This window comes from Pseudoxanthomonas broegbernensis (assembly GCF_014202435.1).
Lineage (GTDB): Bacteria > Pseudomonadota > Gammaproteobacteria > Xanthomonadales > Xanthomonadaceae > Pseudoxanthomonas > Pseudoxanthomonas broegbernensis.
In genome coordinates, this window is record NZ_JACHGU010000002.1 from 279,624 (window position 1) to 303,176 (window position 23,553).

A 23,553-nucleotide genomic window follows, 5' to 3' on the forward strand; every position below is an offset into this window, starting at 1 on the left:
GGCGGCGGTGTTTTCGGGAATGGAGTCCCGGGCGGTTTCCGCCATGGGACCGGTTCGGGCAATGGAATGGGGACGTCACTGCATCATGGTCGATGAGGTGTCGCTCGGTAAGCACGACGAGGTTCTGCGGGCCTACGACCTGGTGAGCCTCGGCGGCGTGCTGCAGGTCTGCGACCTGGAGATGGTCCTGTTGGACGACAACGGCCCGCGCGCGGACATCCATTCCCTGGTCCACGACGAGGCGCTGTTCTGCACGGTGCAATGCGGATTCCGCTTCCGGGGGCGCTTCATGCTGCCCGTGGACTGGGGCCTGCTCGGCTTCGTGCACGAAACCGGCGCATGGGAAAGCTGGTGCCATGGCACGGTGCTGCCTTCGGGTTCGGCGGTGACGGTGCTTCCCGAGGGCATCACCGAGATCGCGGTCGGCGCCGGTGCCTGCCTGACCCTGATGCTGGTGCCGCTGCGCCGGCTGCAGCGAAAGCTTTCCGAGATCAACCTGCGCGGCGCCGGCATGCCGGGCCATGCCCTGCAGACATTCGTCGTCGGCGACGATTCCTGGGGGCAGCACCTGGTGGCGCGCTACCGGCACCTGCGGGAGAGCCTGGCGAGCCAGGAATGCGTGCTGGGCGACGAGGAAGTGGATGCCCTGATCGACATCCACGTGCAGGCGGCGCAGAGCGCGGGGGCGGCCAGCCGACCGGTCTGCTCGCGCGGGCGCCGGGCCTACTACCTGATGCTGCAGCGTGCGGAGAATTTCATGCGCGCCAACATGCGCCGCGACATCTACATCGAGGAGATCTGCGAGGCGGCGGGCGGCAGCGAACGCGCGCTTCGCTATGCGTTCGACCACCTGCTGGGAACCTCGCCCAAGCGCTACCTCTCGATGCTGCGCCTGTGCGCGGCGTGCCGCGGCCTGTCGATGGCTAACTCGACCCGCCGCTCGGTCAAGGCCATCGCCCTGAGTTGCGGCCTGTGGGACCTGTCCCGGTTCGCGGAGAACTATCGCCGTGTCTTCGGCGAACTTCCGCGCGACACGCTGATGCGTTCGCCGATGGGCTCCGGCACGGCCTGATCGCGCGCGGCATGTGGCCGCAGGGCCGATCTTGCCGGAATCGCCCATGCGCATGCCGTATTCGGCCATGCATTTGCCGGAAGCGGAATCCGTCATGCCGGATCGGCGCAAGCACGGGGCCTCGCACGCGCTGGAATGGAGACACGGCCGATTCCCGGTTCCAACGGAACGGCCACCGTCCTTTCCAGCGGGGAAGCACCATGAACAGCATGTATCGAATGACTTGGAGCAGCACGCTCGGCGCCTATGTCGCCGCACCCGGATCCGTGCAGGCCCGCGACCCGGTCGCGGTCCGCGCGGCGGACCGTCCGCTCGCCGCGCCGGTGTCGGCGTTGTGCATGGCCTTGGTACTCGCGCTCGGGGCGGGAGCCGCGCAGGCTTCCGAGGACCGGCGCATGGAGGACCTGGCCGTGCTGGTCGGCAAGTACGTCGACAGCGCCGGCGCGTCGCGGTCCGCCGCGTCGTTGCCGGTCGCCACCCTGTCCAGAACCTCCCCCGGAACGGCGGCGCCCCGTGCGTCCAGGCAGGAAGCCTCGACCGTCGCGGCTGCATCCGCTCCTCTTCCCCCGCTGGCGTTGTTGGGGTCGGATGCAGCCGCCGGTCGCGCCAAGGACGCGATCGCCAGGAAGGTGGGAGGCGCCCTGGATTCCACCGTGCGCCGTGCGCTTGGCGTACCGCTGCAACGGGTGACGGCGCCGTCGTCCCGCGATGCCGCCACGGCGAATGGCATCCAGGCCGAGGTGACGGTGGTGACGCACCACGACCATGGCGGGATGTACGGTGCGCGGGCCAATGCCGCACTGGCCGCCGGTGGCTTCGTGTTCGCCGAGGCGGACGCCGGCGTGGCGCTGGACCGTGGCCTGGAGGTGTCCACCCAGGTCGCCGCGGGCCTGGGGCCCATCGGCGCGGGCGTGGCACTGGATGTCGATCTGGACGTGGCGGTCGCGCGCGCGGTGGCCGAACTGGACGTGGAGCTGGACACCGGCGTGGCGGCGCTGCCGGGCCAGGTCGGCAAGATCCTGGGCACGAACGTCGTGGGTATCGTCACGGGCGGGCCGGGCCAGGGCGCAGAAGGCGCGCGCACCGCATTGGACGGGACGCTGGAGGCGGTCGCCGGCACGGTCGGCGGCGTGGTCGCGGGCGCGGCGGGGCATGCGGGCCTGGGCGACGTGGCGAACGGTGCCACCGGCGCGCTGGCACAGACCGTCGAGCACGCCGGTACGGGTGCCGCGGGCTTGATCGGGAGCCTGACCGGTTCGAAGACGCTGGCCGATACGGTGGCCGGGGCGACCGGCGGGCTGGCTTCGGGATTGGAGGACATCGTCGGTGAGGTGCTCGGCGGCGACCTGCAGGGCGCCGTGGTCTCGGTCAAGGACACGGTGACCACGGTGGCCGGGCATGCGGTGGGCGGAACCGCCGGGACGGTTTCGGAATTGGTGGGATCGACCCATGGAGTAGGAGGGTTGGGCGGCATCGCCACCGGCGCCCTGGGCGGCCTGGGCGACGTGCTGGGCGGGATCGCCGGCGGAGTGCTGCCGGGGCTCGCGCCGGCCGCGGCGCCGGCGGTGCCGGCCGCGGTGGGCAGCCCGGGCCTGATCATCGGCACCGGCGGCCTGACCGGATCGATGGGGCAGTTGCTGGACAGCGTCGGCCCCAGTGCGCTGTTCGGCGGCGACGGATACATCCGCAACGGCGACCTGGCGGTGCGTGCCGTCAATTTCCAGCAGGGCTATAGCGTTCTGGACGTTGCCGGCGTGCCGGTGGTCCAGCTCACCCCGGTGGGCACGGTGCTGGACGCGCTCGGCAACGCGGCAACCGGCGGCAATGCCTACCTCACCCTGATCGGCGGGGTGACCTCGGACAGCTACATCACCGGCATCAACAACGGCGACCCGGGCGGCTTGCTCGACCTGCTGCTGCCCGGCAGCGCGCCGGCCTGGGCGGAGCGCTGCGCCAGCGTGCTGGGCCTGGTGAACGTGGACTGCTGGGCGGTCAACGCGGCGCAGAACTACCAGGTGCTGATCGGCGATGGCGCCTACGCCAACGGTTCCAAGGAAGTGGTGATCGGCACCGGCGCGCGCCACCAGTTGCCGCAGCAAAGCGCCGCACAGGCGTTCCCCGGCGCCGGCGGCAACGACCCGGCCAACCCCACCGGCGTGCCGACGGCCGACTACGACGCCCGGCTGGGCCATTCGGTGGTGATCGGCGACAGCGCCAGCGGTTCGGCCAACGCGCAGACCCTGATCGGCGCGGGCGCCACCTCGGACAAGGCCAACAGCGTGGCGCTGGGCTACAACTCCAGTGCCACGCGCGGCGGCCGGAACGGCTATGCCGCCTTCGGCCTGGCCGCGCCGCAGGACTCGATCGGCGAAGTGGCGGTCGGCTCGGCCGGCCGCGAGCGCCAGATCACCCACGTCGCCGCCGGCAGCGCCTCGACCGATGCGGTGAACGTGGCCCAGTTGCAGGGCGCCATCAACCTGGCCAACGGCGTGGACCTGTTCTCGGTGAAGTACGACGCCGATGCGGCCGGCCAGCCCGACTACCGGCACGTGACCCTCGGCGACGCGAGCGGCGCCACCCTGCTGGCGAACCTGGCCGACGGCGCGATCGCCGCGGGCAGCAGGGAGGCGGTCAACGGCGGCCAGCTCCACGAGGGCTACCTGGCCCTGGCCGCGTTCTTCGGCGGCGGCGCGGCGCCTGGCGCCGCGGGCTGGACCGCCCCGGCCTTCCGCATCAGCCACATCGGTGCCGACGGCAAGGTCACCATGGCCACGTACGGCGACGTCGCCGCCGCCTTCGCCGCGGTGGACGGCTCCCTGGTCAACATCCACCGGCTCATCGGCCTGGAGGGCCCCGGACGCCAGGAGGGCGACGGCCCCGGCGCCTATTCGCAGCCCTATCTGGCGGTGAACTCGACCAAGAGCGGCGCCACCGCCGCGGGCGGCGAAGGCGTGGCGGTGGGGCCGGAGGCCTCGGCGGCGGGCGCGGGCAGCGTGGCGCTCGGCGACGGCGCCACCGCCAGTGCCGACCGCAGCGTGGCGCTGGGCGCGGGCTCGGTGGCCGACCGCAGCGACAGCGTGTCGGTCGGCAGCGCGGGCGCGGAACGGCAGATCGTGCATGTGGCCGATGGCGCGGCCGCCACCGACGCGGTGAACGTGCGCCAGTTGCGCGCCTCCGAGCAAGGCACGCTGCGCTACGACACCGCGGCCGACGGCGGCACCGACTACACCAGCGTCACCCTGGGCGCGCCGGGCGTGGCCGCGGCGCCGGTGCGGGTACGCAACGTGGCCGCCGGCACCGCCGGCACCGACGCGGTCAACCTGGACCAGCTCAACAAGGGCATGGCCGATACCCTGGACTGGTCGCGCGCCTATACCGACGAGCGGTTCTCCACGGTCCACGGCGACCTGCGCCGGATCGACGACCGGGCCGCGGCCGGCGTGGCCTCGGCGATGGCGATCGCCGGTCTGCCGCAGCCCTACGAGGCGGGACGCAACATGGCGGCCATCGCCGCCGGCACCTTCAACGGCGAGTCGGGCATGGCCGTGGGCATTTCCGGCGTCACCGAGGGCGGGCGCTGGATCTACAAGTTCAGCGGTTCGACCAACACGCGCGGCGACGGCGGCGTTTCGATCGGCGCCGGCATCCAGTGGTGACGCGCTGGCCGGCCGTGGCCGCCATGCGCGGCCACGGCCGGCCCAATCGACAGACGAAGGGGACGACCATGAACATCATTCGGACGATGACATTCGGCTTGATCGCCGGCGCAGCGCTGGCGCTGGCCGGCTGCAGCACCTCGGGCGGGAGCGCGGAAGCGGGCATGTGGGAGGACGCGTTTCCCGATCCCGCACGCGCCAGGCCACGCGAGGGCCTGTACGTGAACCTGGACGACCTGCGCCAGGCCGCGCCCGGCATGAGCAAGCGCCAGTTGTACGGATTGCTGGGCACGCCCCACTTCGGCGAGGGCATGTGGGGCGTGCGGCAGTGGAACTACCTGTTCAATTTCCGCCGCAGCGCCGCGGGCCAGGAGCATTTCACCTGCCAGCTAAGGGTCGATTTCGACCGCGAACAGCGCGCGACCGGCTACCACTGGAAACCGGAGGCCTGCAGGGGCCTGACCGACCCGTTGCCGGCGCCCACGGCGGCCGCGCCTGCGCCACCGCCGCCGCCGCGCCAGACGCTGCGGCTGTCGGCCGATGCGCTGTTCGCGTTCGACAGCGCCGAACTCAGTGCGCGCGGCCGGACGGACCTGGATGCGTTGCTGCACCAGATCCAGGGCGCGGCCCAGGTGGGGCAGATCGTGGTGGCCGGGCATGCCGACCGCATCGGCGGCGATGCCTACAACCTCGACCTGTCGCACCGGCGCGCGCTGGCGGTACGGCAGTACCTCGTCGAGCGCGGGGTGCCGGTCACCTCGATCACCGCCGAGGGGCACGGCAAGGCGGAGCCGCTGGTCGAATGCAAGGACGTGCCGGCCGGGCGCCTGGTCGACTGCCTGGCGCCGAACCGCCGGGTCGAGATCAGCGGCGTGGCGATGAATTGAGGCCGGTGCCCGGTGCCCGGCGTTGCTGCGCCGGGCAGGGCTGGGGGATCATGCAGCCACGCTGCGCGGAATCGGTCGCGGCATCCACCGGTTCAGGGAGCAGGCATGTCCACCGGCATGGCATCGCGCATCGCCGCCGCGCTCGCGCCGCTGTCCTTCCTGGCCGCCGCCGCGCTGGGCGCAGTGGCGGTGGAAGGCTATTCGCACCTGCGCCACCCGCTGGCGCTGCTGGGCGCGGTGCAGGCCCCGCACCCGGTGGCCTTCGGCGTGTTCGCCTTCGCCCTGCCCGGGCTGGCCGGTGCCTGGGTGGCCGTGGAGTTGCGCACGCGGCTGCCGCCGCTCGCGTCGTGGCTGGCGCGCATCGGTGCGCAGTTGCTGCTGCTGGCCGCGCTGGCGTTCGCCGCCCAGGGCGCGCTGCCGCTGGACATCGAGGGCATGGACGCCGGCCGCAGCCGCTACCACGCCGCCGCGTGGCTGCTGTGGGCGCTGGCGTTCCCGGCCGGCGCCGCGCTGCTGGCCCGCGGCCTGTGGCGGCAGCCGGGCTGGCACCGCTTCTGCGTCACCAGCCTGCTCGCCGCGCTGGCGGTGGTCGGGTGCGGTTTCTTCGCCAGCGGTTGGATCGGCGCGGCGCTGGTGCAGCGCGCGGCCTTTGCCGCCTGGCTGGCCTGGGGCGTATGCGCGGCCGCGGCCGGGCGCGCCGTCAGCCGTGGCGCAGCTTGAGCGCCAGGATCACCAGCGCCAGCCCCAGGGTGATCACGTTGGACAGGATCATCGGCCAGGAGCCCAGCACGATCCCGTAGGCCAGCCAGAAGCACAGCCCCACGGTGAACACCACGTACATCCCCAGCGAGATCGCGCGCGTGTCGCGGCTGCGCAGGGTCTTGAGCGCCTGCGGGACGAACGCGGCCGTGGTCAGGGTCGCCGCCACGTAGCCCACCCATTCGGCGCTCATGGCGCGCCGGCGCGGGTGCGCGGGGGCGGTGGACGCCTGTGAGGGGAGTCGTATCGGCTCATGGTCCTTGCCTTCCTGGGGTGGCGTTGCCGCCGGATCGCCCGCCGGGCGGGGAATCGGGGATGGTAGCCGGCAACCGCCGCCGTCGAGGCCGGCCGCCGTCAAGTGGAGCGGGATGCTGCGCTGCGGTACCCTTGTCGACTTTGCCGCAGCAGTCGCCAACCGCAATGTCCGCCGTCCCCGAAAACGCCTCCGCCTACGACCCCCGGCCGGTCGAGTCCGCCGCCCAGAAGTTCTGGGACGACACCCGCGCCTTCGAGGTGGGCGAAGCCTCCGACAAGCCCAAGTACTACTGCCTGTCGATGCTGCCGTACCCGTCCGGCGCGCTGCACATGGGCCACGTGCGCAACTACACCATCGGCGACGTGATCAGCCGCTACAAGCGCATGACCGGGCACAACGTGCTGCAGCCGATGGGCTGGGACGCGTTCGGTCTGCCGGCGGAGAACGCGGCGATCAAGAACAGGACCGCGCCGGCGAAGTGGACCTACGCCAACATCGACCACATGCGCAGCCAGCTCAAGTCGCTGGGCTACGCCATCGACTGGTCGCGCGAGTTCGCCACCTGCACCCCGGACTACTACGTCCACGAGCAGCGCATGTTCACCCGGCTGATGCGCAAGGGCCTGGCCTACCGCAAGAACGCGGTGGTCAACTGGGACCCGGTCGACCAGACCGTGCTGGCCAACGAGCAGGTGATCGACGGCCGCGGCTGGCGTTCCGGCGCACTGGTGGAGAAGCGCGAGATCCCGCAGTGGTTCCTGCGCATCACCGACTACGCGCAGGAACTGCTCGACGGCCTGGACCAGCTTCCGGGCTGGCCGGAGGCGGTCAAGACCATGCAGCGCAACTGGATCGGCCGTTCCGAGGGCCTGGAGATCCGCTTCGACGTGGTCGACCCGGCCGGCACCGCGCCCGAGCCGCTGCACGTGTTCACCACCCGCCCGGATACGCTGATGGGCGTGACCTTCGTCTCCATCGCCGGCGAGCATCCGCTGGCGCTGAAGGCCGCCGCGTCCAACCCGGCGCTGGCCGCGTTCCTGGAGGAACTCAAGCACGGCAGCGTGTCCGAGGCCGAGCTGGAGACCCAGGAAAAGCGCGGCATGGATACCGGCCTGAAGGCCGTGCACCCAGTGACCGGCGAGCAGGTGCCGGTATGGGTGGCCAACTTCGTGCTGATGGGCTACGGCACCGGCGCGGTGATGGCCGTGCCCGGCCACGACCAGCGCGACTTCGAGTTCGCTCACAAGTACGGCCTGCCGGTGATGCAGGTGATCGCGCTGAAGGACCCGAAGAACGAGGACGAGCGGACCTACGACCCCGCCGCCTGGCGCGACTGGTACGGCGACAAGGCGCGCGAGCTGGAACTGGTCAACTCCGGCGAGTTCGACGGGCTGGACTACCGCGGGGCCTTCGAGGCGCTGGCCGAGCGCTTCGAGCGCAAGGGCCAGGGCCAGCGCCGGGTGAACTACCGCCTGCGCGACTGGGGCGTGAGCCGCCAGCGCTACTGGGGCTGCCCGATCCCGGTGATCTACTGCCAGGCGTGCGGCGCGGTGCCGGTGCCGGAGGACCAGTTGCCGGTGGTGCTGCCCGAGGACGTGGCCTTCAGCGGGACGGGCTCCCCGATCAAGAACGATCCGGCGTGGCGCACGACCACCTGCCCGGACTGCGGCGGGCCGGCCGAGCGCGAGACCGACACCTTCGACACCTTCATGGAATCGAGCTGGTACTACGCGCGCTACACCTCGCCCAAGGCGCGCGAGATGGTGGACAAGCGCGGCAACTACTGGCTGCCGGTGGACCAGTACATCGGCGGCATCGAGCACGCGATCCTGCACCTGATGTACTTCCGCTTCTACCACAAGCTGCTGCGCGACGCGCGCATGGTGGACAGCGACGAGCCGGCGACCAACCTGCTCACCCAGGGCATGGTCATCGCCGAGACCTACTACCGCGACAACGCCGACGGTTCCAAGGACTGGATCAACCCGGCCGACGTGGACGTGCGGCGCGACGACAAGGGCCGCATCACTGGCGCCACCCTGCATGCCGACGGCCAGCCGGTGAAGACCGGCCCGGTGGAGAAGATGTCCAAGTCCAAGAACAACGGCGTGGACCCGCAGGCGATGGTGGACAAGTACGGCGCCGACACCGTGCGCCTGTTCTCCATGTTCGCCGCTCCGCCGGAGCAGTCGCTGGAATGGAACGAGGCCGGCGTCGACGGCATGGCCCGCTTCCTGCGGCGGCTGTGGACCCAGGTGCAGAAGCATGCCGCCGAGGGCGCCGCGCCCGGGCTGGACGCGACCGCGCTGGACGCGGCGCAGAAGACCCTGCGCCGCAAGACCCACGAGACCATCGAGAAGGTCGGCGACGACTACGGGCGCCGGCACAGCTTCAACACCGCCATCGCTTCGGTGATGGAGCTGATGAACGCGGTGGCCAAGTTCGACGACGCCAGCGCGCAGGGCCGTGCCGTGCGCCAGGAAGCGCTGGAGGCGGCGGTGCTGCTGCTCAATCCGATCACCCCGCATGCCTGCCATGCGCTGTGGCAGGCCCTGGGCCATCCCGAGGCGCTGCTGGAGGACGTGCCGTTCCCGCGGGTCGCCCCGGACGCCCTGGTGCGCGAGGCGCTGGTGCTGGCGGTGCAGGTCAACGGCAAGCTGCGCGGCACCATCGAGGTCGCCGCCGACACGCCGCGCGACCGGATCGAGGAACTGGCCAGGGCCGAACCGAACGCGGCCAAGTACCTGGAGGGCCTCACCCCGCGCAAGGTGATCGTGGTGCCGGGGAAGATCGTCAACATCGTCGCGGGTTGATCCGCCGCAGGCGGATCAACCCCCCTAAGTTCCGCTTGCGGAACTTAGGGCCCCACGCCTTGGGCTTCCAACCCCCATTCGCGCTGCGCGCGAACCGCCCCCGACTCGGAGGAGTGCGTGGGCGGCGATCGCCGCCCACGCCCCAAGGTTCCTGGCGGAACCTCGGGTCCCGACTCCGTGACTTCCACCCCCATTCGCGCTGACGCGCGAATCGCCTCGACTCGGGGGCTGGACGGCTCCGGTGGTTGCGCTTCCCTGCAGGAGCTGGCCTTGCCAGGCCCGAAGCGTTCCGGTGCGATGCCAGCCGACGGGAAGTAAAGGAGGAGGCTGCGGCCGCAGGCCGGAGCCGGGGGACATGAGCGGCGGCAGGCATCGTGCAGGAACGCCGCGGCCAAGATTCCCAGTTGCGGCCATCCGTCTTTCTCAACCCGCGTTCACGCGCTGTCGGGCACGCTGCGTGCCTGTTGCCGCTCCCGGCCGGCTCGTCCAGACTTCCCCCATGATCCCAACCGTGTCCACGCCTTCCCGGCTCCTGATCGTCCTGGTCGCAACGCTGGCCCTGGCCGGCTGCGGCTTCCACCTGCGCGAACGCCTGGCCCTGCCCAGCGACACGCCGCCGGTGCGGGTGATCTCCAACACGCCCTATAGCGAGCTGGTCACCATCCTGGAGCGCAACCTGCGCAATGCCGGGGCCAGCGTGGCCGGGGCGCAGGCCGCCGGCGGCGAGGTGGCGCGGCTGGAGATCGTGTCCGAGCGCTGGGGCGACCTGCCCATCGCCATCGACGAGCGCGGCCGCGCCCAGGAGTTCAGCCTGCGCTACGCCACCATCTTCTCCTTCCGCATGGCCGATGGCGCCGAGCTGGTGCCGCAACAGTCGGTGGAACTGTCGCGCGACTACGTCTCCCCGCCGGAGGACGTCACCGGCACCAGCACCGAGCGCGAGATCCTGGCCGACGAGCTGCGCCGGGAGATGGCCGCCTCGATCCTGCGCCGGATCGACAGCGTGGTCCGCGCCGACCTGGCCCGGCCCCATGGCGAGGCGGCCGTGCCGCCGCCCGCCGCGCAATGACCGTGCCGCACGGTTCCGGCACCGCGGGCGCGCGCTGATGGAGCTGCGGCCCGAGCAACTGGTCGCGCAGGCCGGCAAGCAGCCGCTGCAGCCGGCCTACCTGGTCGCCGGCCCGGAAACCCTGCACGTGCTGGAAGCGGCCGACGCGGTGCGCGCCCGCGCCCGCGCCGATGGCGCCGAGCGCGAGGTGTTCGAGCTGGACGGGCGCGACATCGACTGGGACGCGCTGTCGGCCAGCTTCGCCGCGCCGGGCCTGTTCGCCTCGCGCCGCCTGCTGGAAGTGCGCCTGCCGTCGGGCAAGCCGGGCAAGGTCGGTGCCGAGGTGATCGCCGGGTTCTGCGCCGACCCGCCGCCGGACACCCACCTGATGATCGTCGCCGACGAATGGAGCAAGGCCCACCACAGCGGCAAGTGGGTCGATGCGGTCTCGCGCCGCGGGGTGGTGTCCATCGCCTGGGCGCTGAAGCCGCACGAACTGCCGGGCTGGATCGACCGGCGCCTGCGCGAGCGCGGCCTGCGCGCCGCGCCCGACGCGGTGCAGGGTCTGGCCGAGCGCGTGGAGGGCAACCTGCTGGCCGCCGCGCAGGAGATCGACAAGCTGGCGCTGCTGGCGCCGGAAGGCGTGCTGGACCTGGCGACGATGGAGTCGCTGGTCGCCGACGCGGCGCGCTACGACGTGTTCCGCCTGCTCGAATCGTCCCTCTCCGGCCATGCCGCGCAGGTGCGGCGCATGCTCGCCGGCCTGCGCGCCGAGGGCGAGCAGGTGGCCGGGCTGATGCCGATGGTGATCCGCGAGCTGCTGCGCACCGCCGCCCTGGCCCGCGCCCAGGCGCGCGGCGCCAACCTGGCCGCGGAGATGAAGTCGCAGGGCCTGTGGGAGGCGCGCCAGGCGCCGTTCAAGCGCGCCCTGCAGCGGCATGCCGCGCCGCTGCGCTGGAACCGCTTCGCCGCCTACGCCTCGCGCATCGACCGCGCGGCCAAGGGCCGCGGGCCGGGTGACGCCTGGCAACTGCTGGAGCGCCTGCTGCTGGCCATCGCCGAGCCGCCGGCCACCCGGCTGCTGGTCGGGACCGGCCGTTGACCCGCACCGATGCCGGCATGCTGGCGATCTGGTACGGCGGCACGTTCGACCCGGTCCACAACGGCCACCTGGCCATCGCCCGCGCCGCGGCGGATGCCTTCGGCGTGCCGGTGACCCTGGCGCCGGCGGCCGACCCGCCGCATCGCGCCGCCACCGGCGCGGCCGCGGAGCCGCGCGCGCGCATGCTCGACCTGGCCGTGGCCGGCGATGCGCGATTGCGGGTGGACCGGCGCGAACTGCGGCGCCCGGGGCCTTCCTGGACCGTGGACACCCTGCGCGAGCTGCGCGCCGAGCGCGGCGGCGACGTGCCGCTGGCGTTGCTGCTGGGCGCCGACAGCTTCCGCTCGCTGCCCACCTGGCGGGATTGGCGGCGCTTGCCGGCGCTGGCCCATTTCATCGTGGCCGAGCGCAGCGCGGGCGGCCTGGACAATCTGCCGCCCGTGCTGGCGGCCGAGTTCGAAGGGCGCTGGGCGCAGGCGCCCGCCGACCTGGCCGCGTCCGCGGCCGGCCGCGTGTTCCGGCTGCGCCAGCCCTTGCGCGGGGAATCGGCCACCGCGGTGCGCCGGGCCATCGCTGCGGACGACCCGGCATGGCCGGCGCAGATGCCCGCGGCCGTGGCCGGGTGGATCCGCGCCCACGGCCTGTACCGGGCTTCATGAACGCGGCCCATGCAGGCGCCCCGGTATAATCGCTCCGCCGGACCCATGCGCCGGCCACTCGACCTTCCCGAAACTCCCGAGCCTCCCATTTGAGCAGCCAAGCCCACGTCATCAAGACCCGCCTCCCCGAACCGCCGCCGCCCGTGGAAGCGCTGCTGGGCGCCGTCCGCAACGCGGTGGAGGAGATCAAGGCCAAGGATGTCGTCGAGATCGACGTGCGCGGCAAGACCAGCGTGGCCGACCACCTGGTGATCGCCTCGGGCACCTCCACCCGCCACGTGAAGTCCATCGCCGACGAGGTGGTCCGGTTCGCCAAGAGCCTGGGCGCGATGCCGCTGGGCGTGGAGGGCGAGCGCGAGGCGGAGTGGGTGCTGGTCGACCTGGGCGACGTGATCGTGCACGTCATGCTGCCGCGGGTGCGGGAGTTCTACGCCCTGGAGCGGCTGTGGACGGTGGGCGACCAGCCCGACGCCGACGCCTGAGCGCCGCGCCTGCCTGCCCGGTTCCCGGCGCGTTGCGCCGGCGAGGCCCCGGCTTCGCGCCGGTCCACCGGTGATGCCGCCATCGCGCTGCCCGGCGCCGTGAAGCGGCGCCGCTCAGGCGCCGACCAGCAGCACGAATGCTCCCAGTTGCGAGTTCATCAGCAGGGCCAGGCTGCGGTCGCGGTCGGCGGCCAGTTGCGCGGCGGAGACGGAGTTGTCGGGCGGGAACGCGTGGTAGGACACCTCGTCCGGCAGCACGTTGCGCACTGCATAGCCCATCAGCACGTTGACCACCTCGCCCAGCCCGTCCAGCGCCAGCGCATTGTCGCAGCGCTCCGGGCCGATCTTGAGCAGGGCGCAGGTCAGCGCGCGCATCGTCTCCAGGTCGCAGGCCAGGCCGATGGACAGCGAGCGCTCGCCTTCCACGCGAACGTGCGCCACGTGCGGGTAGGCATCCAGTTCGCCGGGGCCAAGCAGCCCGGCGGCCTGGCACTGGCTGTCGAGCATGCGCGGGAACAGGCGCCCGCACAGGGCGATGGTGCCCTCGGCGAACTCGGCCAGCGCATGGTCGGCCACGCCGACGGCGAGCGCATGCTGGGCCGCGTCCTGGCCGGCGCGGTGCGCGGCCAGTTCCGCCTCCAGCCGCTGCGCGTCGATCACGCCTTGTTCCACCAGGACCTGGCCGAACAGCTTGCGCCCGGCCTTCTGCGCGGCCAGCAGCGATTCCAGTTGCCCGGCGTCCAGCAGCCCCATTTCCTGCGCGATGTCACCGAAGCGGCGGTCCTCCACGCGCTGGCGCTCGTTGATGCGGCGCGCCTGCGCCGCGCTCAGCAGGCCCTGGCGCACGGCCAGCTCGCCCAGCAACGGGTTAGAGGCGCGCTGCGCCTGGATCGCGGCCAGCAACTGCGGCGGCGTGATGACGCCGCGCTCCATCAGGAACTGGCCCAGGAATTTGACTGCCATCTCGTGCCCTCTGCGGATAGGTCGGACGTGGAGTCGCCGGTCAGGCGAGCACTTGGTGCAGTACGCGTTCCATCGCCTCCGGATCGATGGGTTTCTGCAGATAGGAGCGCGCGCCCATGCGCAGGCATTCCTCGATGTCGCTCTGCGCGCCCAGCGAGCTGAGGATAACCACGCGCGCGTCCGGGTCCACTTCCAGGATCTTGGCCAGGGCCTGGCGGCCGTCGCACTCGGGCATCACCAGGTCCAGCAGCACCAGGTCGGGCTTGAGCGCGCGGTACTGGCCCACCGCCTCCAGGCCGTTGCCGGCCTCGCCCACCACCTGGAACCCGGCTTCCTCCAACTGGCCGGCCGCGAGCATGCGCAGCGCGCGCGAGTCGTCGCACAGCAGCACGGTGGGTCGTGCGGTCATCGGTGTTTCTCCCGGGTCGAATGACGGGCCGCAGGGGCCCTGTCCGGTTTAGCGGCCGCGGCAGCGCGCGCTTGAGGGGAATCGATGCTGCGCCGCCGCATGCCGGTGCCCGGCCGGTCGCCGGCTGGCGTCGGCTCCCACGACACATGCCCACACGCCGGCATGGATCGAGTCGTGTTTTCCAGCGCGTATCGGTTTTGTCGGCTACAGCAGGACGATCAGCGCATGCAGTGCCAGGCCGATCAGCCCGCCGACCACGGTGCCGTTGTAGCGGATGTATTGCAGGTCGCGGCCCACGCCCAGCTCCAGCTCGCGCACCAGGTGGCGCTCGTCCCAGCCCTTCACGGTCTGGGCGATGTGGTCGGTCACCCCGCCGCGCAGGCGCAGGGCCAGCTTCTCCGCGCCGCCGAGCACGTGCTGGTTGATCGCCTCGCGCAGCGCCTCGTCGCGGCCCAGCGCCTGCCCCAGGCCGGCCAGCGAGCGCTCCACGTGGCCGGCCAGCACGCCGTCCTCGCTTTCGAGGTCGCGGCGCAGGGCGGTGTGGATGCGGTCCCACAGGCCACGCACGTATTCCTGCACGCCCGGGTGGTCGATCAGGTCCTGCTTGATCGCCTCGGCCTTCGCCGCCAGCGCCGGGTCGTGGCGCAGCCGGGCGATGTAGTCCTGCAGCCAGCGCTCGTAGTCGCGGCGCAGCGGATGCTCCGGTTGCTGCAGGATCTCGTTGAGTTCCTCCAGCAGGGCGTGGGCGATGCGCTCGGCCAGGCCGTCGGCGATGCCTTCCACCGGTTTGACCCAGTCCACGGTACCGACCAGCCGCGGCCATTCCCGGCGCGCGTGCTTGACCAGCAGCTCCGCGGTGCGGCGCTTGACCCCTGCGTCGTCCAGGTGGCGGCCCAGGCGGCGCAGGGCCTCGTCCAGCAGCGCCTGATGGCGGCCGTCGGCGGTGAGCAGGCCGAGCACGTCGCCGGCGCTGGCGGCCGCATCCCACGCATCCAGGCGCGCCAGCACGAACTCCTGGATGCTCTGGCGCACCGCGCGCTCGTCCAGCAGGTCCAGCGCCTGCAACGCCCATCCGCGCGCCATCCGCGCCAGCCGTTGCGACTGCTCCGGACGCGCCAGCCACTGGCCCAGCCTGGCCGCCGGGTCGAACACCTCCAGCCGCGCCAGCAGCGCGCGCGGCTCCAGGAAATGGTCGCGCACGAACGCGGCCAGGCTGTCGGCGATGCGCGCCTTGCCGCGCGGGATGACCGCCGTGTGCGGGATGGGCAGGCCCAGCGGCCGGCGGAACAGCGCGACCACCGCGAACCAGTCCGCCAGCGCGCCGACCGTGGCCGCCTCGCAGAACGCCGCCACCCAGGCCCACGCGCCCTGGTTGCCCATCAGGTGGGCGAGCACGAAGCCGGCCACCATCGCCAGCAGCATCGCCACGGCGATGGCCTTCAGGCGGCGCAACTGCGCCGGGCGCGGATCCTCGCTGCTCATGCCGGTCCTGTGGAAGAGCGGTACGCGCCGCGTGGCCGATGTCCTGCAAGGCGCTGGCCGGCGGCGATGCGGCGCAGTGTAGCCGCCGTCGCGTGCAGGCCGCATCGCCGGCGCAGGGCGGCGCCGTGGAACCGGCGCCCGCATTGCCGCGCGGCGTCCGGCCTGCCTCGCCGGATGCGCCGGGAGAAGCGCCGGGTTCGTGCCCGCCTTGGATGATCGAACGAGGGCCATGCCGGCCCGGCGTCCGGCCTCCCGCCGGAAACGCCGCGCGGGCTACTGCGCCAGCGCCTCGGCCGCGGGCGTGTAGGGCAGGCCCAGCGCGTCGGCCACGGCGCGATGGGTGAGCTTGCCGGCATGCACGTTGAGGCCGTTGCGCAGGTTCGCATCGTCGGCCAGCGCCTGTATCGCGCCCTTGTCGGCCAGCGCCAGCGCGTGCGGCAGGGTGGCGTTGGCCAGGGCGAAGGTGGAGGTGCGGGCCACGCCGGCGGGCATGTTGGCCACGCAATAGTGGACGATCCCGTCCACCTCGTAGGTGGGCTGCTGGTGCGTGGTTGGCCGGCTGGTCTCGAAGCAGCCGCCCTGGTCGATGGCCACGTCCACCAGCACCGAGCCGGTGCGCATCAGCTTGAGCTGCGCGTGCGAGATCAGCTTCGGCGCCGCCGCGCCGGGGATCAGCGCCGCGCCCACCACCAGGTCGGTGCGGGGCAGGCGCTGGTCGATGGCGTCGCGGGTGGAGTAGAGCGTGGACACGCGCCCGCCGAACAGCGCGTCGGCCTGTTTCAGCCGTTCCAGCGAGCGGTCCAGCAGGACCACCCGCGCGCCCAGGCCGATGGCCATGCGCGCCGCATTGAGGCCCACGGTGCCCGCGCCGATGATCATCACCTCGCCCGGCGCCACGCCCGGCACGCCGCCGAGCAGGATGCCGGCCCCGCCCTGGATCTTCTCCAGCGCATGCGCACCGGCCTGGATCGCCATGCGCCCGGCGACCTCGCTCATCGGCGCCAGCAGCGGCAGGCCGCCATGGTCGTCGGTGACGGTCTCGTAGGCGATGGCCGTGGCCCCGGAGGCCAGCAGCGCCTGCGCCAGTTCTGGATCGGGTGCCAGGTGCAGGTAGGCGTACAGCACCTGGCCGGGGCGCAGCATCGCGCATTCCCCGGCCTGCGGCTCCTTGACCTTGACCACCAGGCCGGCGCGGGCGTAGACCTCGGCGGCGCTGTCCACGATCTGCGCGCCGGCCGCCTCGTAGGCTTCGTCGGCGACACAGATGCCGGCGCCGGCGCCGCGCTCCACCAGCACCTGGTGGCCGCGCGCGGACAACTCGCGCGCGCCGGCGGGGGTGAGGCCGACGCGGTATTCGTGGTCCTTGGTTTCCTTGGGTACGCCGACCAGCATGGGGATCTCCGTGGGTTGCGGGGGCCGTCGCGCGCCTGCGGACGTCCACAAGGCCATCCGCGCCGGCTACCCGTTCAATCGTATCGCTTTCGCCGCCGCCGCCGCGCGGGCGGTCCCGCATCCGGTCCCGGTAGGAGCCGGGTATGCCCGGCGACCGCCATGCCAGCCATCCCCGGTGGCCGGGCCCTGTCGCCGACTGGCGCCGGCTGCCGCAGGAGGCGAACGAGAGGGTGGGCAGGACAGCGGAAGGAGCGCGCGGCTCAGGGCAGCTCCGCCAGCACCTCGCCCAGGATTGCGAACATCCGGTCGATGTGGCCTTCCTCCACGATCAACGGGGGCGACAGCGCCACCGTGTCGCCGGTCGCCCGCACCAGCAGGCCCTTGCGGAACGCCAGGTCCAGCACCTGGTAGCCGCGCGCGCCCGGCGCTCCTTCGCGCGGGGCCAGTTCCACCGCGCCGACCAGGCCGAAGTTGCGGATGTCCACCACGTTCGGCATGCCGCGCAGCGCGTGCAGTCCATCCTCCCAATGGCCTTCCAGCTTGCGGGCGCGGGTGAGCAGGCCTTCCTCCTCGTAGGTGTCCAGCGCCGCCAGCGCGGCGGCGCAGGCCAGCGGGTGCCCGGTGTAGGTGTAGCCGTGGAACAGGTCGATGGCATCGTCCGGGCCCTGCATGAAGGCCTGGTGGATGTCCTCCGAGGCGAACACCGCGCCCATCGGCACGCAGCCGGAGGTCAACCCCTTGGCCGTGGCCATCATGTCCGGGACCACGCCGAAGCGCTGCGCGGCGAACGGCTCGCCGACACGGCCGAAGCCGGTGATCACCTCGTCGAAGATCAGCACGATGCCGTGCCGGTCGCAGATGTCGCGGATGCGCTGCAGGTAGCCCGGCGGCGGCAGGATCACCCCGGCCGAGCCGGAGATGGGCTCGATGAGGACCGCGGCGATGGTGCTGGCATCGTGCAGTTGCACCAGCCGTTCCAGGTCTTCCGCCAGTTCGACGCCGTGCGCCGGCAGGCCGCGCGAAAACGCGTTGCGCCCGATGTCCAGAGTGTGGCGCAGGTGGTCCACGCCGGGCAGGCCGGGGCCGAACCACTTGCGGTTGTTTGCCAGCCCGCCCACCGAGATGCCGCCGAAGCCGACCCCGTGGTAGGCCTTCTCGCGGCCGATCAAACGCGTGCGCTGGCCCTGCCCGCGGGCGCGGTGGTAGGCCAGCGCGATCTTCAGCGCGGTGTCCACAGCCTCGGAACCGGAGTTGGTGAAGAACACGTGGTCCAGCGGCCGCGGCGCGATCGCCTTCAGCCGCTGCGCCAGCACGAAGGGCAGCGGCGAGCCCATCTGGAAGTTGGGCGCGAAATCGAGCGTGGCCACCTGCCGCGCCACCGCCTCCACGATCCGCGGCCGCGCATGGCCGGCGTTGCAGCACCACAGGCCGGCGGTGCCGTCGAGGATCTGCCGGCCCTCCACATCGCGGTAGTACATGCCTTCGGCGCTGGCGAGCAGGCGCGGGGTGTCGCGGAACCGACGGTTGGCGGTGAACGGCATCCAGAACGCGTCCATGGCCGCCGGCGCGGAGAGGTTCTGCGCGGCATAGTGCTCGCCCAGGGCGGCCCGGTCGGCGTCGGAGTGGCGTTTCATGCGGGAGGCTCCGGTGGGGCGGGCGGGTACGCGGAATGCCAATCGTTCGATAAATTCAACGATCCGTCCGAGTCCAAGCCGGAAATTGACCCTCTTGGACGCGCATGTAAAGTATCCGGCAACACGCCGGGCCACCGGCCGGTGGCGGAGCGGAACCACGGGATGGACATTGGTGCCTGCAGCGGGTACGCACGGCCCGCGGCCTGAGCCAGCGCGAGCTGGCATGCCGCCCGCCGCCGGCCACTTTTTGAGCGCGGCGGCGCGCACGGCGCCCGCGCGCTGCCTTCCATCCACCGCCGCCCTGGAGGCCCCGATGTCCGCACCCCGCACCCGCGCCGACTGGCAGGCCATGGCCGGCCGCCTGGACCTGCGCACCCACGCCTTCATCGATGGCCGCTACGCGCACGCCGTCGACGGCGCCACCTTCGATTGCATCAGCCCCATCGACGGGCGCGTGCTGGGGCGGGTGGCCGCCTGCGGCGCGACGGACATCGACCGTGCGGTGCGCGCGGCCCGGCGCAGCTTCGAGGCCGGCGCCTGGTCGCAGGCCAGGCCCGCCAGGCGCAAGAGGACCCTGCAGACACTCGCGTCGCTGATCGAGAAGCATGCCGACGAGCTGGCCCTGCTGGAAACGCTGGACATGGGCAAGCCCATCGACGACGCCCGCAACGTCGACATCGCCGCCGCCATCCGCTGCTTCGCCTGGACCGCCGAGGCGCTGGACAAGGTGTACGGCGAGATCGCGCCGACCGGGCCGGGCGAACTGGGCCTGGTCACCCGCGAGCCGCTGGGCGTGGTGGGCGCCATCGTGCCGTGGAACTTCCCGCTGCTGATGGCTGCCTGGAAGCTGGCGCCGGCGCTGGCCACCGGCAACTCGGTGGTGCTGAAGCCGTCCGAGAAATCGCCGCTGAGCGCGCTGCGCCTGGCCGAACTGGCGGCCGAGGCCGGCATCCCCGAGGGCGTGTTCAACGTGGTGCCCGGCACCGGGCAGGCTGCCGGCCAACCGCTGGCCCTGCACATGGACGTGGACGGGCTGGTGTTCACCGGCTCCACGGCGGTGGGCAAGCGCCTGCTGCGCTGCGCCGGCGAGTCGAACATGAAGCGCGTGTACCTGGAGTGCGGCGGCAAGAGCCCGAACATCGTCTTCGCCGACGCCCCGGACCTGGACAAGGCCGCGCAGGCCGCGGCCCTGGGCGTCTTCTACAACCAGGGCGAGGTGTGCACCGCCGCCTCGCGCCTGCTGGTGGAGCGCGGCATCAAGGACGCGTTCCTCGCCCGCGTGGTCGAGGCAGGCAAGAAGATGCAGCCGCGCCACCCGCTGGAACCCGGCGCCCCCATGGGCGCGCTGGTGGACGAGGGGCAGGCCGCGCGCGTGCTGGACTACATCGGCAAGGGCCGGGCCGAAGGCGCCAGGCTCGCCCTGGGCGGCGAACGCGCCGAACCGGTGGCCGGCGGCAGCTACGTGCAGCCGACCGTGTTCGACGAGGTGCGTCCCGAGCACACCATCGCCCGCGAGGAGATATTCGGCCCCGTCCTGGCGGTGATCCCGTTCGACGACGAGGCCCAGGCCCTGCGCATCGCCAACGACACCCAGTACGGCCTGGCCGCCGGCGTGTGGACCGCGAACCTGTCGCGCGCCCACCGCGTGGCGCGCGGCCTGCGTGCCGGCAGTGTCTGGGTGAACCATTGGGACGGCGGCGACATGACGGCGCCGTTCGGCGGCTACAAGCAATCCGGGAACGGGCGCGACAAATCGCTGCATGCGTTCGACAAGTACACGGAGATCAAGGCGACGTGGATCGACCTGGGGGATTGAACGAAGGGGCAGTCGGAGCGGGCCAGGCCGGCCAACCGGCTTGAAGCCGTTATGGCGGTACGGGTGCCGTGCTGGACCGGACAAGGCGGTGGCAACAGGCAAGGCCGCCGCATGACGCCGCGATGTGGGATGCCAAGGCGTCGATCGCTTCATGGCAAGTTATTGGTGGGCTGGGGGTATGCCCGGTTGACTGGTGTGGGGGGTAATCACAGAATCGGTGCTAAGCCGATGCTTTAGGTCTAATAATAGTTAGCCCCCATGAAAGGAATCAGCCACATTACATTCATCGTTCGTGACCTCGATCGCATGGCTGCGTTTCTATGTGAGGGGCTCGGCGCATGCGAGGTGTACAACAGCTCCAGCCAAAACTTTTCATTGTCACGCGAGAAGTTCTTTGTGCTCGGAGGCATCTGGTTGGCTGCAATGGAGGGCGATCCACCCGCTGATCGTTCGTATCAGCACCTTGCCTTTGCAGTGAGTGAGTCTGACTTGCCCATGTACCAGGCCAAGCTTGAGGCACTTGGCGTCGAGATTCGTCCGCCGCGTACTCGCGTCGAGGGAGAGGGCCTGTCCCTGTACTTCTACGACTTTGACAACCATCTATTTGAGCTGCACACAGGTACATTGGGGCAGCGTCTTGCCCGATATGGGGCTGTGCGCTAACAATTCATTCGAGCCGAACCCGCTTCGCGGGTTGGCTTAACTCAGGCGTTAGGGGCCACAGGGGAGTATCGGTGAACGACATTGACCAAAACTGGCATGACCTTCGTCGCAATATTTCCGAGCGTAATCGCAGGCTCGCTGTTGAGAGCCGGTTGCACAAGCTCACAATGATCATTATGGGGCTTATGGCCTATTCGGCCTTTGGTAATTTCGTAGGGGCCGTCATGGTTCTTGGCACATCGCCAATCGATTTTGGCGTTGGGTTATTTTTTGGCATGTGGTACTCATTCGGTGTTTACCGCGTCTGGCTGAAAGATGACACTCGCTGGTGGCCCGTAGCAGTGCCCGCCTGCTTGACGATCGTATGGCTATTGCTTGTTTGGTGGGCCACGGGCATGTTCCTCCCCATACCTGTGTTACTAAATGTAGCTCTGCTGGTACTGGTTCCTATCAGAGCGAGAGCTAGTGCGGCGTTGACTCCAGTGTTGCCTAGCAATACATTCAAGCCGAACCCGCTTCGCGGGTCGGCTTAATTCAGGCGTTAGGCTCCATGATCATTTCCTTCGAAGGTCCAACATTCTTTGAGTTTGGGGGGTGAGGATCAGTTTTTTGGGCGGCTGTATTCGCTGCCTGAATACAAGGGCATTCGCGGCAGGGGTACGATCTTGGACCTGGAGTTCGCACATTCGGTAAGCGCTGACACCGTTCGGCAGCTCTTAGTCGTATTTCGCCGCTGGCGCATTGCCCCAGCGCCGCTAAACCCTTTGCGGGCCCCCTGAGGCAGATGGCCTCGTACTTTGGGATATTTCCCTTCGAGAAGTCTGGCCTGAGGCCTGACAATTCATTCAAGCCTATGCCGCCTCTCGGCGTGGCTCAATTCAGGTATTAAGGCGCGCGTGGCGCATCCGCAGACACCCGATGGCCGATACATGGTGGTACGCGGCCGCCTCTGGCGGGTTGCGAACCCTCATCTTTCGCCACAGGAACGCGAGACCCTCGTCGGCGCGCTCATGGCCGCACGGCGGCAAGTAAAAGCCGCAATGGCAGTGGGCGATCCGGTTGCACTTTCGGCGGCCCGCAGCGCCGTCGACGCCGCGAAAACATCGCTTGGAGAGCGCGGCTCCGTCTGGTGGCATGATGGAGCCAAGGACTTCAATCGCTACCTGGTCAAGAACACCCCGTATCGGGAGTGGTATGAGCAGCTCATCGGGCCGCAGGCCTAACCATCCATTCAAGCCGACGCTTCGCGGCGTGGCCGAGTTCAGGTGTTTGGCACCGGGGGACGACCATGTCCGCGTATCTCGCTAACACATGGATCAGGATCGGCCTTGCCCTGGTCGTTCTTGGGTGGGGCCCGCTCTTGGCGATCATCGTGCTCGCCGCCATCGGCCTCTGGCCGGACCCCAATCCAAACCCCATCGGCCCGGGCCTGCTGTTCTTCTTCACGTTTTGGCCGGCAATCATTTGCCTCTCGGTCGGCGTTGTTCGCGTCAGGCGCAACGCAGCGGCCGCCCCACGCGGCCCCATTTCCCGTACCGCGACCGCTTCCGCCGCGCGGACGCAGCCGGTTCTGGCACGCCTCAGCGGGTTTTTCTGGGTCAGGTTGTTCGTAGGCCTTTCCGGTGCGGGCCTGTTCCTGTATGGCTTGGCTTCTTTGTCCGAGGATTCCTCGCGCGGACCTGCGGCATCGATCGTCCTGGGGGGCGTGGCGATGTACTGGGGGTTTGTCGGTCGCGTTCCTTCGTGGTTCCGCCGTTGATCGCGAAAGCCTGTTGCCTAACGGTTCGTTCAAGCCGGCGCCGCTTCGTGGCCCGGCTCAATTCAGGGGGTAGGCCGCACCGATGCAATCTCATCGACTCCAGCTTTTCGCGGACTACCATCAGTTCTACCTCCAGGATGAGGCGGCGGACGGCGATCTATCCGAGGCGTGGAGCCCGGTCGCCGTACAACGGATGCTTGCCGTTTCCGACGGGGTCGTAGGCATCGGCACGGTGCGCAACATGGACGTGCCCGTGACGATAGAACTTCTTGAGTCGGAGCCATCCGTCGATCTGGCGGGCTTTGACCACGTCGTCGAGGGGTCGCTTGCGATCGGCCGCGGCCCGCTTGTGGTGGCGGGCTGTACGGACTACTTCCCGGACGCAGCGCGCTTTGACTTGGCGCCGGGGACATACAGGGTGCGCCTGTCGGCCTCCGGCTTCGAAACGCTCTCGGAGGACGGCCTCGACGGGCAAGACCGCTACTTGGTGCAGTTGTGGCAAGCGCCGTTTATCGAGCCAACCGTGCTCAAGCAGGGTGCGGGGTGAGTCGACGCCTCCGGCGCACCGTTCCTGGGGGGTCTTAGGTCGCCCGAGGGTGCCGTGCGGCCCTGGCGTTTCCTGGGCCGCGAGTTGAGTTCTCGGGCGGGGAAGCCGCAGCCGCGTCGTCGTATCCGGGCGAGGCTTTCGCGCTTCGGGAACC

The 23,553-nt window shown here is 70.7% G+C and carries 21 protein-coding genes; 15 read left to right on the plus strand and 6 right to left on the minus strand.

Going from position 1 to position 23,553, the window contains the following annotated elements:
* Nucleotides 1-61 precede the first annotated feature (61 nt).
* The 4 genes from HNR76_RS04825 to HNR76_RS04840 all read left to right on the plus strand — a co-directional run bounded on the left by HNR76_RS04825 (nucleotide 62) and on the right by HNR76_RS04840 (nucleotide 6,335).
* A complete protein-coding gene (locus HNR76_RS04825) occupies nucleotides 62-1,072 on the plus strand; it encodes an AraC family transcriptional regulator (RefSeq protein ID WP_425501816.1) in 1,011 nt (336 codons plus the stop codon).
* A gap of 218 nt (nucleotides 1,073-1,290) precedes the next feature.
* Nucleotides 1,291-4,728: a YadA family autotransporter adhesin gene (locus HNR76_RS15565; protein WP_281383370.1), complete on the plus strand. Its 3,438-nt coding sequence runs from the start codon at nucleotides 1,291-1,293 to the stop codon at nucleotides 4,726-4,728.
* A 68-nt stretch (nucleotides 4,729-4,796) separates the two neighbouring features.
* Nucleotides 4,797-5,615 carry an OmpA family protein gene (locus HNR76_RS04835; RefSeq protein WP_162311714.1) on the plus strand — a complete coding sequence of 273 codons (819 nt, stop codon included), beginning with the start codon at nucleotides 4,797-4,799 and terminating at the stop codon, nucleotides 5,613-5,615.
* Nucleotides 5,616-5,720: 105 nt separating this feature from the next.
* On the plus strand, nucleotides 5,721-6,335 hold the full coding sequence (locus HNR76_RS04840) for a DUF998 domain-containing protein (RefSeq protein WP_162311713.1): 615 nt from the start codon (nucleotides 5,721-5,723) through the stop codon (nucleotides 6,333-6,335).
* Here HNR76_RS04840 and HNR76_RS04845 read toward each other — a convergent pair.
* Entirely contained in the window at nucleotides 6,316-6,567 is a 252-nt protein-coding gene (locus HNR76_RS04845) for a SemiSWEET transporter (RefSeq protein ID WP_162311712.1), read from the minus strand. The two genes, HNR76_RS04840 and HNR76_RS04845, sit on opposite strands and share 20 nt — an antisense overlap.
* A 227-nt stretch (nucleotides 6,568-6,794) precedes the next feature.
* On the opposite strand from HNR76_RS04845, the gene leuS reads away from it, so the two are divergent.
* The 5 genes from leuS (at nucleotide 6,795) to rsfS (ending at nucleotide 12,734) form a co-directional block, all read left to right on the plus strand.
* Nucleotides 6,795-9,443, plus strand: coding sequence for a leucine--tRNA ligase (leuS, locus tag HNR76_RS04850; protein WP_162311711.1), 2,649 nt, complete (start codon nucleotides 6,795-6,797; stop codon nucleotides 9,441-9,443).
* A gap of 499 nt (nucleotides 9,444-9,942) precedes the next feature.
* On the plus strand, nucleotides 9,943-10,512 hold the full coding sequence (locus tag HNR76_RS04855; protein ID WP_162311710.1) for an LPS-assembly lipoprotein LptE: 570 nt from the start codon (nucleotides 9,943-9,945) through the stop codon (nucleotides 10,510-10,512).
* Nucleotides 10,513-10,549: 37 nt separating this feature from the next.
* A complete protein-coding gene (gene holA, locus HNR76_RS04860) occupies nucleotides 10,550-11,593 on the plus strand; it encodes a DNA polymerase III subunit delta (RefSeq protein WP_162311709.1) in 1,044 nt (347 codons plus the stop codon).
* 17 nt (nucleotides 11,594-11,610) lie between these two features.
* Nucleotides 11,611-12,252, plus strand: coding sequence for a nicotinate-nucleotide adenylyltransferase (nadD, locus tag HNR76_RS04865; protein WP_162311789.1), 642 nt, complete (start codon nucleotides 11,611-11,613; stop codon nucleotides 12,250-12,252).
* A gap of 89 nt (nucleotides 12,253-12,341) precedes the next feature.
* Nucleotides 12,342-12,734, plus strand: coding sequence for a ribosome silencing factor (gene rsfS, locus HNR76_RS04870; RefSeq protein WP_162311708.1), 393 nt, complete (start codon nucleotides 12,342-12,344; stop codon nucleotides 12,732-12,734).
* A gap of 114 nt (nucleotides 12,735-12,848) precedes the next feature.
* Here the strand turns inward: rsfS and HNR76_RS04875 are convergent, their stop codons facing one another.
* The 5 genes from HNR76_RS04875 to aptA form a co-directional block, all read right to left on the minus strand.
* Nucleotides 12,849-13,697: a cyclic di-GMP-binding domain-containing protein, MshE-related gene (locus tag HNR76_RS04875; protein WP_162311707.1), complete on the minus strand. Its 849-nt coding sequence runs from the start codon at nucleotides 13,695-13,697 to the stop codon at nucleotides 12,849-12,851.
* Between the two features lie 40 nt (nucleotides 13,698-13,737).
* Complete coding sequence (locus HNR76_RS04880) at nucleotides 13,738-14,106, minus strand: response regulator (RefSeq protein WP_162311706.1); 369 nt, start codon at nucleotides 14,104-14,106, stop codon at nucleotides 13,738-13,740.
* A gap of 204 nt (nucleotides 14,107-14,310) precedes the next feature.
* Nucleotides 14,311-15,588, minus strand: coding sequence for a DUF445 domain-containing protein (locus HNR76_RS04885; RefSeq protein WP_183982122.1), 1,278 nt, complete (start codon nucleotides 15,586-15,588; stop codon nucleotides 14,311-14,313).
* A gap of 273 nt (nucleotides 15,589-15,861) precedes the next feature.
* Entirely contained in the window at nucleotides 15,862-16,980 is a 1,119-nt protein-coding gene (gene ald / locus HNR76_RS04890; protein WP_162311705.1) for an alanine dehydrogenase, read from the minus strand.
* A 260-nt stretch (nucleotides 16,981-17,240) separates the two neighbouring features.
* Nucleotides 17,241-18,614, minus strand: a complete 1,374-nt coding sequence (gene aptA / locus HNR76_RS04895; RefSeq protein WP_162311704.1) for an omega-aminotransferase AptA — start codon at nucleotides 18,612-18,614, stop codon at nucleotides 17,241-17,243.
* A gap of 313 nt (nucleotides 18,615-18,927) precedes the next feature.
* On the opposite strand from aptA, the gene HNR76_RS04900 reads away from it, so the two are divergent.
* From HNR76_RS04900 to HNR76_RS04925, 6 genes are all read left to right on the plus strand, one after another.
* On the plus strand, nucleotides 18,928-20,430 hold the full coding sequence (locus HNR76_RS04900; RefSeq protein ID WP_162311703.1) for an aldehyde dehydrogenase: 1,503 nt from the start codon (nucleotides 18,928-18,930) through the stop codon (nucleotides 20,428-20,430).
* 258 nt (nucleotides 20,431-20,688) lie between these two features.
* Entirely contained in the window at nucleotides 20,689-21,093 is a 405-nt protein-coding gene (gene fosX / locus HNR76_RS04905) for a FosX/FosE/FosI family fosfomycin resistance hydrolase (RefSeq protein WP_162311702.1), read from the plus strand.
* 71 nt (nucleotides 21,094-21,164) lie between these two features.
* A complete protein-coding gene (locus HNR76_RS04910; RefSeq protein WP_162311701.1) occupies nucleotides 21,165-21,626 on the plus strand; it encodes a hypothetical protein in 462 nt (153 codons plus the stop codon).
* A gap of 396 nt (nucleotides 21,627-22,022) precedes the next feature.
* Nucleotides 22,023-22,316 (plus strand): hypothetical protein, encoded by a 294-nt coding sequence (locus HNR76_RS04915; RefSeq protein WP_162311700.1) that lies wholly within the window; start codon nucleotides 22,023-22,025, stop codon nucleotides 22,314-22,316.
* A gap of 65 nt (nucleotides 22,317-22,381) precedes the next feature.
* On the plus strand, nucleotides 22,382-22,852 hold the full coding sequence (locus HNR76_RS04920; protein WP_162311699.1) for a hypothetical protein: 471 nt from the start codon (nucleotides 22,382-22,384) through the stop codon (nucleotides 22,850-22,852).
* Nucleotides 22,853-22,934: 82 nt separating this feature from the next.
* Complete coding sequence (locus tag HNR76_RS04925; RefSeq protein ID WP_162311698.1) at nucleotides 22,935-23,399, plus strand: hypothetical protein; 465 nt, start codon at nucleotides 22,935-22,937, stop codon at nucleotides 23,397-23,399.
* Nucleotides 23,400-23,553: the final 154 nt, after the last annotated feature.

Coding starts and splice junctions, on each gene's coding strand:
- HNR76_RS04825 (WP_425501816.1), top strand. CDS start 62: ATGGAATGGGGACGTCACTGCATCATGGTCGATGAGGTGTCGCTCGGT.
- HNR76_RS15565 (WP_281383370.1), top strand. CDS start 1,291: ATGACTTGGAGCAGCACGCTCGGCGCCTATGTCGCCGCACCCGGATCC.
- HNR76_RS04835 (WP_162311714.1), top strand. CDS start 4,797: ATGAACATCATTCGGACGATGACATTCGGCTTGATCGCCGGCGCAGCG.
- HNR76_RS04840 (WP_162311713.1), top strand. CDS start 5,721: ATGTCCACCGGCATGGCATCGCGCATCGCCGCCGCGCTCGCGCCGCTG.
- HNR76_RS04845 (WP_162311712.1), bottom strand. CDS start 6,567: ATGAGCGCCGAATGGGTGGGCTACGTGGCGGCGACCCTGACCACGGCC.
- leuS (WP_162311711.1), top strand. CDS start 6,795: ATGTCCGCCGTCCCCGAAAACGCCTCCGCCTACGACCCCCGGCCGGTC.
- HNR76_RS04855 (WP_162311710.1), top strand. CDS start 9,943: ATGATCCCAACCGTGTCCACGCCTTCCCGGCTCCTGATCGTCCTGGTC.
- holA (WP_162311709.1), top strand. CDS start 10,550: ATGGAGCTGCGGCCCGAGCAACTGGTCGCGCAGGCCGGCAAGCAGCCG.
- nadD (WP_162311789.1), top strand. CDS start 11,611: ATGCTGGCGATCTGGTACGGCGGCACGTTCGACCCGGTCCACAACGGC.
- HNR76_RS04875 (WP_162311707.1), bottom strand. CDS start 13,697: ATGGCAGTCAAATTCCTGGGCCAGTTCCTGATGGAGCGCGGCGTCATC.
- HNR76_RS04880 (WP_162311706.1), bottom strand. CDS start 14,106: ATGACCGCACGACCCACCGTGCTGCTGTGCGACGACTCGCGCGCGCTG.
- HNR76_RS04885 (WP_183982122.1), bottom strand. CDS start 15,588: ATGAGCAGCGAGGATCCGCGCCCGGCGCAGTTGCGCCGCCTGAAGGCC.
- ald (WP_162311705.1), bottom strand. CDS start 16,980: ATGCTGGTCGGCGTACCCAAGGAAACCAAGGACCACGAATACCGCGTC.
- aptA (WP_162311704.1), bottom strand. CDS start 18,614: ATGAAACGCCACTCCGACGCCGACCGGGCCGCCCTGGGCGAGCACTAT.
- HNR76_RS04900 (WP_162311703.1), top strand. CDS start 18,928: ATGTCCGCACCCCGCACCCGCGCCGACTGGCAGGCCATGGCCGGCCGC.
- fosX (WP_162311702.1), top strand. CDS start 20,689: ATGAAAGGAATCAGCCACATTACATTCATCGTTCGTGACCTCGATCGC.
- HNR76_RS04915 (WP_162311700.1), top strand. CDS start 22,023: ATGGTGGTACGCGGCCGCCTCTGGCGGGTTGCGAACCCTCATCTTTCG.
- HNR76_RS04920 (WP_162311699.1), top strand. CDS start 22,382: ATGTCCGCGTATCTCGCTAACACATGGATCAGGATCGGCCTTGCCCTG.
- HNR76_RS04925 (WP_162311698.1), top strand. CDS start 22,935: ATGCAATCTCATCGACTCCAGCTTTTCGCGGACTACCATCAGTTCTAC.